Annotated in this window: 9 protein-coding genes; 8 read left to right on the forward strand and 1 reads right to left on the reverse strand. The window is 64.8% G+C overall.

The genetic code is table 11. From position 1 onward, the window contains the following. Positions 1-177 precede the first annotated feature (177 nt). Genes K0O64_RS03255 through K0O64_RS03290 form a run of 8 tightly spaced genes read left to right on the forward strand, consistent with a single transcriptional unit; the run spans position 178 to position 11,426 of the window. Positions 178-2,880, forward strand: coding sequence for a phosphoenolpyruvate synthase (locus tag K0O64_RS03255; RefSeq protein ID WP_225933610.1), 2,703 nt, complete (start codon positions 178-180; stop codon positions 2,878-2,880). Beyond that, positions 2,877-6,200: an AMP-binding protein gene (locus tag K0O64_RS03260; RefSeq protein WP_220046035.1), complete on the forward strand. Its 3,324-nt coding sequence runs from the start codon at positions 2,877-2,879 to the stop codon at positions 6,198-6,200. Before K0O64_RS03255 ends, K0O64_RS03260 begins: the two co-directional genes overlap by 4 nt. After that, positions 6,197-6,442 (forward strand): acyl carrier protein, encoded by a 246-nt coding sequence (locus tag K0O64_RS03265; RefSeq protein ID WP_071947779.1) that lies wholly within the window; start codon positions 6,197-6,199, stop codon positions 6,440-6,442. Before K0O64_RS03260 ends, K0O64_RS03265 begins: the two co-directional genes overlap by 4 nt. Continuing rightward, on the forward strand, positions 6,439-7,485 hold the full coding sequence (locus tag K0O64_RS03270; RefSeq protein WP_220046036.1) for an SDR family oxidoreductase: 1,047 nt from the start codon (positions 6,439-6,441) through the stop codon (positions 7,483-7,485). The genes K0O64_RS03265 and K0O64_RS03270 overlap by 4 nt, the downstream gene beginning before the upstream one ends. Next, positions 7,482-8,297, forward strand: a complete 816-nt coding sequence (locus tag K0O64_RS03275) for a nucleoside-diphosphate kinase (protein WP_096309822.1) — start codon at positions 7,482-7,484, stop codon at positions 8,295-8,297. Before K0O64_RS03270 ends, K0O64_RS03275 begins: the two co-directional genes overlap by 4 nt. A 7-nt stretch (positions 8,298-8,304) precedes the next feature. Continuing rightward, positions 8,305-9,222 (forward strand): AfsA-related hotdog domain-containing protein, encoded by a 918-nt coding sequence (locus tag K0O64_RS03280; protein WP_096309823.1) that lies wholly within the window; start codon positions 8,305-8,307, stop codon positions 9,220-9,222. Further along, positions 9,219-10,130, forward strand: coding sequence for a UbiA family prenyltransferase (locus K0O64_RS03285; protein ID WP_096309824.1), 912 nt, complete (start codon positions 9,219-9,221; stop codon positions 10,128-10,130). The genes K0O64_RS03280 and K0O64_RS03285 overlap by 4 nt, the downstream gene beginning before the upstream one ends. Before the next feature lie 12 nt (positions 10,131-10,142). Continuing rightward, positions 10,143-11,426 (forward strand): glycosyltransferase, encoded by a 1,284-nt coding sequence (locus K0O64_RS03290; protein WP_071947774.1) that lies wholly within the window; start codon positions 10,143-10,145, stop codon positions 11,424-11,426. Here K0O64_RS03290 and K0O64_RS03295 read toward each other — a convergent pair. Continuing rightward, a complete protein-coding gene (locus tag K0O64_RS03295) occupies positions 11,423-12,760 on the reverse strand; it encodes a cytochrome P450 (RefSeq protein WP_071947773.1) in 1,338 nt (445 codons plus the stop codon). The genes K0O64_RS03290 and K0O64_RS03295 overlap by 4 nt on opposite strands. Positions 12,761-12,766 lie beyond the last annotated feature (6 nt).

Raw genomic sequence — 12,766 nt, forward strand, 5'->3', positions numbered from 1 at the left:
GCATTCAGCCAATGGTGGTGCCGAAAGGGACCAGGGGCTTTACCTGTCGGGGGAACGGTCATGCCAGATATGAATTCAATTCGCTTGAAAATTGGGACCGGTAGCGGAGCTCGATCCTTAACGTCGGCACGCGAACTCATCGGATGAGATTCGCCGAACGGACGTGAGGGGCGCGCGGTGCCAATCCTTCTAACCGGGCAAGCGCCCGGCGAGCAGATGCGAACGCAGGCAGGTGGTAAGGCCCACAACCTGTGCGAGCTGACGGCTGCCGGTTTTCCCGTGCCACGGTGGGCGGTTCTCGGAACGGACGCCTTCGACGCGGCTCTGGCAGCCGCCGGCGTGAGCATCAGCGAAGCGCCACTGACACTGGCCGAGCGCCTTCGGGAGGCGGCGTCCGCCGAGACCGCCCTTCGCGAGTTGACCATCCCCGCCGAGATTCGGGATGCCGTTGCTGCGGCCCTCGAGTACGTGGACGCCGAGACGGTCGCGGTGCGTTCTTCGGGGCGGCAGGAAGACGGTGACCGCGATTCGTTCGCGGGATTGTTCGACACCTTTCTGAATGTCGCCGGACTCGATGCCACCGAGGACGCTGTCCGACGTTGCTGGGCCTCGGCCTTTTCCCAACGGGCGACGCAGTACCGCCATGTCCGGGGACTCGACTTCCACGACGTTGCCCTCGCCGTCGTTGTCCAGCGATCGTTGACGCCGCGCAGCAGTGGGGTCATGTTCACCGCGGACCCGCTCACGGGTTCGACAGACCGCGTCGTGATCAACGGGGTGCTGGGCCTGGGCGAAGGGCTCGTCTCCGGCGCCGTCGACTCGGACTCCGTCAGTATCGACAAGGGCACCGGTCTGGTCGTCGACGAGACGGTGTGCGCCAAGAGCGAGATGATGGTCAGCACCGCCGGTGGTGGGGTCGCCACCGTCGATGTGCCCGCCGAATGTCAACGGCAAACCAGTATCAGTCCAGCAGTCCGTGACACGTTGCTGGAGTTGGGTATTCGGCTCGAGCAGCATTTCGGGTTTCCGCAAGACGTCGAATGGGCCGCCGACGAAGCCGGCACATGGATCCTGCAGTCCCGACCGGTGACCACTCTCGAGCTCCACACCGACTGCGAACCAGAGCATTCCGGTGAGGCATGCGACGAAGTCCGCATCTGGGACAACTCGAACATCATCGAGAGCTTCGCCGGAGTGACGTCGCCGTTGACCTTCACCACGGCCCGCAAACTCTACGGCGACGTCTACCGGTCCTATGCTCGCAGCCTGAAAGTCCCACCCGCACAGCTTGAGCAGATGGAGTCCTGGCTGCCGGTGATGCTGGGCCAATTCAACGGCCACGTCTATTACAACCTGCTGCACTGGTACCGAATGGTGGGCATCGCGCCGGGGTATCCGCTGAACCGCCGGGTTTTGGAGGTCGCGCTCGGCGTCAGTGAGCCGCTCGACCGCAAGACCGCGAAGCTGTTGCGTCCGTTCAGCTTTGCCAATCCCGTCGAAAAAGCGATATCCCGGGCGCGCACCACCCTCACCTACGCCCGCAGCATCCGAACCGTCGATGCCATGGTCGAGGACTTCGACGAGACGTTCGTCGACTTCATCGAACGCCACGGACTGATGAATGTTTCGGCCATGGACGGTCCTTCCGCGTATCGGATGTTCCGTCAGATCTACGACGAGGTCGCCGACCTCTGGGGTCCGATGATGGTGCTCGACGCCATGCTGCTGACCATGGTCGGCTCGCTGGCCGTGCTGACCAAGCTCTTCTTGCGGGGTGCGCCCGAATGGGTCCAGTTCGCGGTGGTCAATCCTGAGCCCGACGTGATATCGGTCGAGCCGGCCAAGGAATTGGCCGATATCTCCGCGTTCGTCCGGGAGCATCCGGACCTCCACACGTTCATCGCGTCGGTCGAACCCTCGGTCGCCTATGCCGAACTCGCCCTTCGGGCGCAGGAGGACGAGTCACCGATATGGCCGGAGCTGCATCGCAAGATCGATGATTACATCGACAGGTACGGCTACCGGTGTCTCGACGAGCTCAAGCTCGAGACACCCGATCTGCGGCAAGACCCGGCAGGCATCTTCCATTTGTTGCGGATGGACACCGCCGAAACCCGGGAGAACACCGGGGATTCGGCCCGAGACTACCTCGACGCGCACCTGCGGGGACGGCGCCGAAGAGTATTCGATGCGCTGAGGAGGAAGATCCAGCGGGCGGCGACCCACCGTGAACACCTCCGCTTCTGCCGCACCCAGGGCTTCGGCATCCTGAAATCGCTTGTGGGCGTGATGGGTCGAGAGCTCGAACAGCGGGGCACGATCCACAGCCGGTCCGATGTCTTCCTGCTGCGCATCGACGAGCTGTTCGATTTGTACGAGAATGCAATGACCACGGCCGAGGCGCAGGCCGTGATCCGCCGCCGGAAACGCCTGCAGGACAACTATGCACGGTTTGCCGCGCCCGCCCGGTTTACGACGACCGGCTCGGACTACTCGGAGCGCGAACTCGCAGAGGCCGGCTGGCGGCTGTCCGAAGACTCGACACATGCGCCCGCCGGGACGGTACTCACCGGGACGCCCTCCAGTCCGGGTGTGGTGACTGGCCGTGCGGTCGTGGTGGAGAAGCCTCAGGACTTCTCCAGCGGCATCCTGGTGGCGTACCGGACCGATCCGGGTTGGGCGGCCGCCCTGCCGTTTGCGTCCGCATTGCTCATCGAGCGTGCCTCCCCACTCACGCATGTGGCGATCATCGCCCGCGAACTGGGAGTGCCGACCGTGGTGCAGATCGACGGGCTGACCAACGCGATTCGCACCGGGATGACGGTGAGCGTCGACGGCGCCAGCGGCCGCGTCGTGCTGTTGGAAGAGCCCGAATCATGAACGACGTAACCAGGATTCGCGGCTGGCTGATGGAACCGCGTGACCACACCGGAATCCACCTGGCGAACGACACCGGCGGGTGGGACTTCGCCACCTACCACCAGTTGGCGGACCACGCGCTGCGGATTGCGCGCCGGTTGATCGACGAGGGTGTCCGGCCGGGTGATGTCGTCAGCGTCCTGATGCCGACATCCGGGTTGTGCCTCTCGACCATGTTCGGTGTGCTGGCCGCGGGTGCGACTCTCACCCCGATCGTGCCGCCGATGTTTCAGCCCGCCGACCAGTACACGGCCCATCTGCACGGAATTCTCGGAGTATCGGGCTGCAGCGCCATGGTGGCGTCGTCGGCCTTCACCGAGTTGGCGCGGCGTGCGATCACCGGACTGACCTCCGAGCCCAAACTGATTGCACTCGATGGTGTTCCGGATTGCGACCCGCTGACAGAGCTGGCCGACCCGGCGCCCTCGGTGCTGCTGCAGATGACTTCCGGGTCGACGAGCGCACCCCGCGGTGCCAGCATCAGCTGGCGCAGCCTGGCCACCAACCTCAACGTCATGGAAGAACTCTGCGGTATGGCCGACGGCCAGGTCGGGGTCTCGTGGCTGCCGCTGTATCACGACATGGGATTGATTGGGGTGCTCTTCCAGGCCATGACCCGGCAGCGAGATCTGCAGCTGATGCGTCCCGATCAGTTCATTCGCGACCCCCTGCGATGGCTGAAGGCCGCCGCCAACTCGGAGCACACCGCGTCACCGTCGTTCGGACTGGTCTACACCAGTCGCAGGCTCAAACCGGAAGATCTCGGCGACATCGATCTGTCGAGGCTGCGCACACTGGTCGTCGGTGCTGAGCCGATCAATCCCGCCCACCTGCGTGCGTTCACCGATCTGACTGCGGGGCACGGCTTTTACCCAGATGCATTCATGCCGTCCTACGGGCTTGCCGAGCACACCCTGTTCGCCACCTCCCACCGCCTGGGCGAACCGCACACGATGGTTAGGGTCGACCGATCCGCGCTGCGCTACGGCGAACCGGTCCGGGTGCTCGCCCGCGTGGCAGGCGATATCACCACCGACTCCGGTAGCGACTGGGTGGTCTCCGTCGGCAAGGTTGCTCCGGGTCACGAGGTCTGGATCGCTGATGAGTCCGGTGAGCGATTGGGTGACGGGGTGCTGGGTGAGATCGTTCTGACCGGACCGTCGGTGGCCCAGGGCTATCACGGCAACACCGACAGCTCGACCCGGTTCGTCGGCGACGAATTACGCACCGGGGACGCCGGGTTCCTGCTCGACGGACAGTTGCACGTGCTGGGCCGGATGGGAACCAGTCTGAAGGTCAACGGGCGCACCGTGTTCACCGAGGATCTGGATGTGACGACCGCCGCCGCCCTGGAACTCGAGCCGAGCCGCGTCGTCACCGTCGCGGTCAACGAGGCCGAGCGTCGCGGCGTCGCGGTGTTCATCGAACACACGAAGGTGACCGCCGACATGATCACCGCCGCACTCAGGGCACTGCAGGCCAGTCTCGGTGACGAAACACCGTTGTGGCTGATCAGCACTCCGCGCGGATCGGTGGCCCGTACGTCGAGCGGCAAGCCGCGTAGGGCGCACATGTGGCAACAGTGGCAGGCGGGTCGTTTCGCGAGGGCGCGATTGCTCGCCATCGCCGGAGCCGGTCGCGAAGCGCAGCAACTCGAACGGGTGCGGACCCTCTTCGAGAAGACCCGCGAACTTGCGGTCATTCCTGACGACGCGACAGTGCATTTCGAGGGTTCGCTCGCCGAGGGATTCGGCAACGAAGGCTCCGATATCGACTTCCTGTTGCTCGTGCCGGGCGCGACCAAGCAGGCGGTGATGCCCACGGTTCTCTTCGTGGATGGCCGCCGGGTCGAGGTTCGGGCTCAGTCACACGAGCAGATCCGCGAACGGCTACTCAAGGTCAGGCGAGCCATTGACAAGGGTTCGATCGCCGGTGTGTCCGAGGATGTGCTCAACCGGGTGCAGCGTTTCCTTCGCGGCATCCCGCTGTACATGGGACCGGACTACGGGCAGCTCCTCGACATCGTGTCGTATGCCGAGCTGACCGATCTGCTGAGCGCGTGGTGGCGCAGGCGATCTGTCGGGTGCCTCCGCTACTGCGTCGCGCTGACCGTGCTCGGTGACGAGCGCGAGGCGGTGACATGGGCCCGAGAAGGCCTGGCACAGCAGATGAAAGCGTTCCTCGCCACGCGTGGTGAGGGGTACATCGAAATCAAATGGCTGCCGGAGCAGATGTCGCGCCTCCGCGATAATGCCGACCACACGGTGGTGGCTCTACTCGACGACTATGAGGCCCTCGACGCCACACATCCGTCAGCGGAGTCGAGGCGCGACTTCATCGAGCGAGCGCTGGCACTGGCCGTGCGACTCGGTGGACCCAGGGTGACTCTGGATCCGGCGAACGTCGTATTGCGGCGGGTACCGAACGTCACCACGTGGCCGATCGGATCGGCGACCCACGTCGTGCGCAATAAGGCCGATGTGTTCGTGCTGTCCGCTGCGTGCGCTGACTCGTGGCGGCAGGTGATCTTCGGGCAGTCACTCGCCGAGACGCGTGCTGCCGCCGACGATGTGCGCCTCTTCGTCGATCACGGGCTCGTCGCCCTGGCTTGGCGGGGTGTGGGAGCTATCACCCCCGTTGCGGCGATGTGCACGCCCGGCCGGCCGCTGACACCGCTGCCGTCCGATCATCGTCCGGTGGTCACGATCGATGGGGCTGTCACGGACCAGCCGATCGCCCGATCACCCTTGGGTGCACGAGCATTCGCCGAATGTGCGGGTGCGTTGTTGCTGGCGAACATGGTGCTCGAGAACGCCCGCGAGGATTTCTGCGGTGCGGTCAAGAACGGTCAGTGGCAGGTCGCCTCCTTGTGTGGACGGCGGATCGTGATGATGGCGGTGCGAATTCTGGCCAGCGCCTGGGGAATCACGCCGCTGCCCGCCGACCCGGTGCTGCTGAACAGGCTTGACCTGCTGGTGCCCGAGCATGCGGAGCTGGCGGACGCAGCTCGCCGGCTGACCGAGCTGTCTATCGGTGATTCCGATGACGCATCGTGCGTGCACACCGATCTGGACGCCTTCGTCGCGGATGTGCGAAAGGTGACCTGCGGGGAGAACTTCCCGTCGTCGTTCTCGTCCCGGGATGAGTGGCAGCGGACGATCCGGTACGGATACCACTGGTTGCGGATGGGCGGATACTTCGATGCCTACGTCGAACTCGACGAGACCCGCGATCTGCTGGCCAGTGGGGGCGCCCAACCATCGGTGAGGCCAGTGCAATGACCGACGTCCGCACAGAAGTTCTGGAGCTCGTCGCCGCGATGGCTCCCGATACCGCAGGGGAACCGGACCTGGGCAGCGCCTTGATCGGGGATCTCGGGTTCACCTCGCTACGGCTCCTCGAACTGTCGATCGCCGTTGAGCGTGCCTTCGAGCTGCCACAGCTCGATCAGGAACTGCTAGCCGGCGTCGCCACGGTGGGAGATCTGGTGAAACTCGTTGAGGCACACAAGGAACCGACATGAGTACGATCTTGGTCACCGGTGCCGCCGGCCACGTGGGCGGCGACGTCGTCGCCCGCCTGTCCCGGCGTGGGCACACCGTGATCGCGCTGACCCACGACCGGCCGGTTCCCGGAGCGCGAGCGTTGACGGGTGACGTCCGCACCGAAGACCTCGGCCTCGACCGGCAGACGGTGTCGGAGCTCGCCAACGAGGTTGACCTTGTGGTCCATTCGGCTGCCGTCACCGACTTCGGGTTGCCGGAGCACCGCTACACCGAGCTCAATGTCGACGGCACCGCCAATGCGCTTGCGCTGGCCCACCGGTTCGACGCCGGCTTCGTGTACGTGAGCACGACGTATGTCTGTGGCGAAACCGAGGGGGTGTTCCGCGAGGATCAGCTCGACATCGGCCAGCAGTTCAGCAATGACTACGAACACAGCAAGTATCGGGCCGAACAGCTGGTCCGCGCGGCCGGACTGCGATCGGTCGTCGTGCGTCCCGGCATCGTGACCGGTGACTACCGCACCGGGAACACCCAGTCCTACAAGCACATTTACCAACTCCTCAAGGTCATCGTCGAAGGCAAGTTACGGACACTTCCCGGAAACTATTCGGCGACCTTGGGTCTCGTTCCGATCGGCCATGTCGCCGATGTCATCGTCGCCGCGGTCGAGAAGTTCAACGACAACGTCGGGCGCACCTTCCATGCGGTAGGCGCCAACTCGCTGTCACTGCGCACCGTCTCCGACGTCCTCGCCGAGTATCCGTCGTTCCGCATTCCTGACTTCGTCCCGCCGAGCACCTTCAGCGAGTTCGAGCTCGACGAGATCGAGCGTCGGTACTACCAAAAGGTCGGAGTGCTCTATACGAGCTATCTGCGGCGCCGGCTGGAGTTCGACAGCACCAACACCCGCGAACGCCTGGGTGTGACGCCGCCCGCCATCGGCCCCGGGTATTTCCGCCGCCTCCTCGACTCCTGCTTGCGCACCGGCTATCTGGGCCGGCCCGAGCCGTCGGTGGCCGAGATTCTGGCCAGTCTGCAGGCGAAGAGGAGCTCCGCATGATCAGCACCGATAGCCGGTACGAGCTGGACACCTACTTCATCGAGACGTGCGATGCACTGGCGGCGATGAAGGTCGATCAACGCGCCTTCGCTCATGACCATGGGTTGATGCTCCTCAAGCCTGATGCGGCGGTCACCGGATCGATGGGGTCCGCGATCACCTGGCTGCGCGACCACGGCTACCGCATCGTCGGGGCGTACGCGGTGCAACTGACATACCTACACCTGCGGGCGCTGTGGTATTTCAACTGGCATCGCGCCACCGCCGAGCGCCGCCGGGTCGCGGATCGACTGGCGCGGTTGTCGCCGTCGCTGATTCTCGTCGTCGGACATCCCGACAGCGACCAGCCGGTGTCGGTTCGGTTGACGGCAGACAAGGGACCTGCCGATCCGGCCGAGCGTCTGCCCCACCACCTGCGGCATGCGCTGGCGGCGGGAACATACCTGCTGAACAAGGTTCACACTCCCGACGACCCCGATGATGTCTTGCGGGAGTTGAGTATCTACTTCCCGGATCCACAACTGAGCGCCGTGATTTCCGCTTGCGTCAAAGGCGCCGACGCAACACCTGATGCCGTTCGCATCGTCGAGGGCATCGAGTCCGGCCTGGACCTCAAACGCGGTGACCTCGCCGCCGCACAGGACGCCGTCTGGCAGGACATCGGAAGGATCGGTACGGGGAACCGACCTCAAACCGGCGAGGAATGGCTGGCTGCATTGAAGGACGCGGACAAGCGTGACATCGGTGTCGATCCGTGGTTTCGGATCGTGATCGAGTCGTCCTACCTTCCGATGCACCGCGAAGGAAAGTGATCGATACATGAACGAGGACAACTATTCTCAGACGATCCACCGTGAGTTGGTACACAAACGGGCGGTGTCGGAAGTTCTGGTCACCTCGGTGGTCAACCAGGGCGGAGCGTGGTTGGTGCACGCCCAGCTGCCGCGCCTGCACAGCTTCCACTCCGACGGGGTGGGACGGCAACGCAGCTACTACGACCCGCTCTTGGTTCTCGAGGCGTTCCGGCAGGGGTGTATTGCCGGCAGCCACCTGTTCTACGACGCGCCCGCCGATGCTCGGCACACCGTGCGGATGTATGAACTGTCCGTCGTCGATTTCGACCATCTCGAGTGTGGCCCGGAGATGCTGGATCTCGAGTTGAACATTGTGGTGCAGAAGGAATTCCACCGCGACGACCACGGTGCCGTCCACGGCCTGGAAGTTCGGGCCGTCGCATCCCACCAGGGCACCAAGACCATGGAGCTGTCTGCGGCGTTCAACTGGATGCCGTTGGAGAAGTGGGATCGGATGAGGGCGGGATCGAGTTGGGATCCCGGACCGCAACCCGCTCCCGCGGATCCGTCGTCGGTGGGGCGGACCCGGACGGAGAACGTCGTGATCGGCACGCCCGATCACGCGGCCGACGGTGGTTCGGCGAGTGCACCGCTCGTGGTGGACATCGGTCACGCCACGCTGTTCGACCATCCCCTCGACCACCTCTCCGGCGGACTGATCATCGAGGCGGCTCGCCAGCTTTCGCTGGCGATCGCAGGGTCTCAGGTACCGAACCTGGTGGGGCCGTCCTGGCTCAAGATCGGCTTCCAGTCGTTCGCCGAAATGGATGCTGTCAGCACAGTTCGGATGACTCAGGACGCGGCGGAGCCGCTCATCTTCCGCGGTGACATCACGCAGTCCGGTCAGACCAGAGCCACCATCGAACTGGCCTTCATGGAATGACGGTCCTGCGACGGACGGGCGGTATCGGCGCGTTCCTGGTCGAACGATGCCTGCCCGTCTATCCGGTCTACCTGGCGCTGTGGGTTGTCGCGGTCGAGTGCATGATCGTCGTGGTCGGCGATGCGTCCGGCCCGTGGCGTCCGTCATGGGACACGGCGCTGAAGATCCTGGCGCTCAACGCTGCTGGTGCCTTCTTGCGGATGGTCGACGACCAGAAGGACCTCGAGTACGACACGGTGTACAACCCGGACCGGCCCCTGGTGCAGGGTCGGATCAGCACCCGGGAATTGCGGATCGCGATGGGGCCCGCTGCTGCGGTGGCATTGCTGCTGGCGGCGACGGTGTCGGTCTGGACCGCGGCGCTCGTGGCGCTCATTCTCGGATACAGCCTCGTCCTGTGGTGGCTGGAGTCGCGTGTCCCGGTGGTACGGGACAACCCGATCGTCAACCTGGCCGCGGCGTGTCCCGCCCAGTTCCTGGCAACAGGTTTCGCGATGACGGGCCGTCCCGGCACCGGTGCCGCGTCCTGGCTGCAGGTGGCGGCCGTCCTGCTGGTGTTCACCACCGCGTTCCTGCACGTCGAACTGGCACGCAAGACCACCCGGGTGTCCGAAGCCGGTGACCTACGCTCGTATTCGCGAGTCATCGGCCCTACGGCAAGTGGTCTCACGGTGTTGGTGCTCGGGTTGTCGGCGGTGCTGGTCGAGTTGCTGCTCACCACGCCGTGGAGCTGGGCGGGACACTGGTGGCCGATCGCCTGGTTACCCTTGGCGGCCGCGGTGCTGCCGTGTATGTCTGCGTGGATCTTCTTCGGGCGGCGGGTCGACAGTCATCCTCGCGGTCTGCCAACGGTTTTCGTGATCGTCTTCTATCTTTCCATCGTCGGGCAGGGCCTGGTCTTTCACTAGAAGGGTGCAATCGTGCGGATCCTCATACCACTGGTCGGCAGCCGCGGGGACGTCCAGCCCGGCGTAGCGCTCGGTTTGGAATTGGAGCGCCGCGGCCACGACGTGATCATCGGTGCGCCGCCGAACTTCGTTGACTTCGTGGCGAAAGCAGGTCTGACGGCGCGGCAGTTCGGTCCCGATGTGCATGCGCTGTATTCGTCGCCGGAGGGGCAACGGGCTCTCGCGGCGGGAAGCACATTCAAGTTGATGTCGATGGTGTCCAAGCAGATGTCGGAATACGCCGACCGCATGGACGACGAACTCATCGACATCTCCACGGGTGCGGAGATGATTGTCTGCACCACGTTCAGCGAGGACCGGTCGGCGATTGTTTCGCAGGCCCTGGGCATCCCGATGGTGACACTGCACACCTACCCGTGCCGCAAGAACAGTCACTACGCCCCGCCCGGATCGGTGCCCGCCAACTGGAAGGTGCCCGGTGTCTTCAACCGCGTGGCCTGGTCCGCGATCGAGCGACTGCGCACTGTGGTCTTCGGGAAGTATCTCAACAACCTGCGTACCAAGCTCGACCTCCCGCGATCGTGGGCCAGTACGGAATCGATTCTGGCGGGGCGCAATGTCCCCGAGTTGCAGATGTACGACCAGGCATTCGTGCCAGGTCTGGCCGAGGAGTGGGGCCCGTCGCGGCCCATGGTCGGCTTCCTGTGGTTACCGCAATCAGCCCGGGCGGCGATCGGTGAATCGGCCGAAGCACATACCGAGGTGCTCGACTGGATGAAGGGCGGGACACCGCCGATCTTCTTCGGGTTCGGCAGCATGCCGATCCTGGATTTCGGGTCGGTGCTCGCGATGATCGAGCAGATTTGTGCCCGGACCGGTGAGCGGGCACTGGTCAGCGTCGGGGGTGCCCACCTGGACCCCGCGCTGCGCAACACGTCCGACAAGGTGAAGGTCGTCGACGCGCTGGCACACGATCTGGTCTTCCCGCACTGCCGGGCCGCGGTACACCACGGCGGAATCGGAACTCTCTTCGAGAGCCTGCGGGCTGGGCTGCCGACGCTGGTCTGCTCGGTGTCGTTCGACCAGCCGGTGTGGGGACATCAGGTGGAGCGGCTCGGTGTCGGTGCCCACGTCCCGTTCACCAAGCTGCGGGCTGACACCCTTGGGGCCGGGATCGACACCGTGCTCGACCCGCAGATGCGTTCTCGGGCAGAAGCTTTCGGTGCACGTCTGCAGGCGACCGGCGACGGTGTGCCGCGAGTCTGCGATATCGTGGAGAAGACGGCGGCGCGCTAGCCGCGGCGTCGGGGTGAAAACGTCACCGGCAGGGATGCCGGCGACAGGACGAAATCCTTGGCTTGCGGCTTGACCGTGAACCCGGCGGGCAGTTCGATATCCCACCGCGAGAACAGGGCGGCGGCTTGCAAGGTGATGGACAGCAGCGCGAATTGGCTTCCGGGGCAGTGCCGTTGACCCATGCCGAAGGCCATCATGACGTCGCGATCGATCGAGTCGGATTCCCAGCGGTCGGGGTCGAATGCCCTGGCGTTGGGGAAGTATTTGTCCTGCAGATGAATCATCAACGGGCTGAACAGGATGTTGGTGCGGTCCGAGAACTCGTGCGAACCGATCCGCACGGGGCCGTCCGCGGTGAGGATGCTGATCCACGGAGCCCACAGGCGCAGCGTCTCGGTGAGAACGTTCCGTAGGTATCGCAGATTGGGTACATCACCGACTTCAGCAGGGCGAGAACCGATTACCGAATCCAGCTCGGCGCGAATCTTGGCGGCGACCTCTGGTGAGCGGCTCGTCTCGTAGATGAGCCAGGAGAACATCGACGACTGGGAACCGATGCTTGCCGCCAGCGACAGGAGCAGCTCGTCGACGAGGTTGTCGTCGGACAACGTGGCGCCGGTCTCCTCGTCGACATGGTGCAGCAGTGCCGACAGCATGTCGCCTTCGTCCGGTTCGTGGCGCCGGCGCTCGATGAGCGACCTCAGTGCGGCGCGAACCTGCCTGGAGTGAGCGATGAACCGGCGGTTGGCCGGCACCCGTAGCTGTCTGGCGGTCTTGGGAAGCGCGCCGCGAATGATGACTTCACTGAGCAGCCATGGTGTCCGGTCGCGGATGACGTCGATCTCTTCGGCGTCGGACTGGGCACGGAACAACGTCGCCAACATGGTCCGCATCACCAGTTGGTGGACGCTGGCGCGCAAATCGCTCTGCGTGCCGCTCGTCAGTGAGCCGGACCAGTCGTCGGCGATGGTGGCGACGGTGAGCCCGTATTCGTTGAGGCGGCGCTGCCGAAAGACCGGAGCGATCAGTCTGCGGCGCAGGTCGTGTTCGGGCCCGCTCAGGACATTGGTCGCGCCGCTGACCAATTCGTGGATGGCCTCGCGCATCGGTTCGCGGTGGAACGAGCCCGCGCGGCCGAGGCTGACGTCGCGGATGAGCTCCGGTGTGGTCAGCAGGTACGAGGCCCGCGGTCCCAGATACACGCGAACGATGGGGCCGATCTCAGGAGCGCGCAGCAGCAGGTCGCGCGGGTCACCCGTCACCATGTGCGCGTGCCCGATCAGCGGCAGACGCCCTGGCGCCGTGGGGATTCCGGAGAGACCGGCTGGCGTCATGGCCGC

The sequence above is a fragment of the Mycolicibacterium pallens genome, assembly GCF_019456675.1.
Classification (GTDB): Bacteria; Actinomycetota; Actinomycetes; order Mycobacteriales; family Mycobacteriaceae; genus Mycobacterium; species Mycobacterium crocinum.

Excerpts from the sequence above, each read along its gene's own strand:
- K0O64_RS03295 (WP_071947773.1), bottom strand. The coding sequence starts at position 12,760 with ATGACGCCAGCCGGTCTCTCCGGAATCCCCACGGCGCCAGGGCGTCTG.
- K0O64_RS03275 (WP_096309822.1), top strand. The coding sequence starts at position 7,482 with ATGATCAGCACCGATAGCCGGTACGAGCTGGACACCTACTTCATCGAG.
- K0O64_RS03265 (WP_071947779.1), top strand. The coding sequence starts at position 6,197 with ATGACCGACGTCCGCACAGAAGTTCTGGAGCTCGTCGCCGCGATGGCT.
- K0O64_RS03260 (WP_220046035.1), top strand. The coding sequence starts at position 2,877 with ATGAACGACGTAACCAGGATTCGCGGCTGGCTGATGGAACCGCGTGAC.
- K0O64_RS03285 (WP_096309824.1), top strand. The coding sequence starts at position 9,219 with ATGACGGTCCTGCGACGGACGGGCGGTATCGGCGCGTTCCTGGTCGAA.
- K0O64_RS03270 (WP_220046036.1), top strand. The coding sequence starts at position 6,439 with ATGAGTACGATCTTGGTCACCGGTGCCGCCGGCCACGTGGGCGGCGAC.
- K0O64_RS03280 (WP_096309823.1), top strand. The coding sequence starts at position 8,305 with ATGAACGAGGACAACTATTCTCAGACGATCCACCGTGAGTTGGTACAC.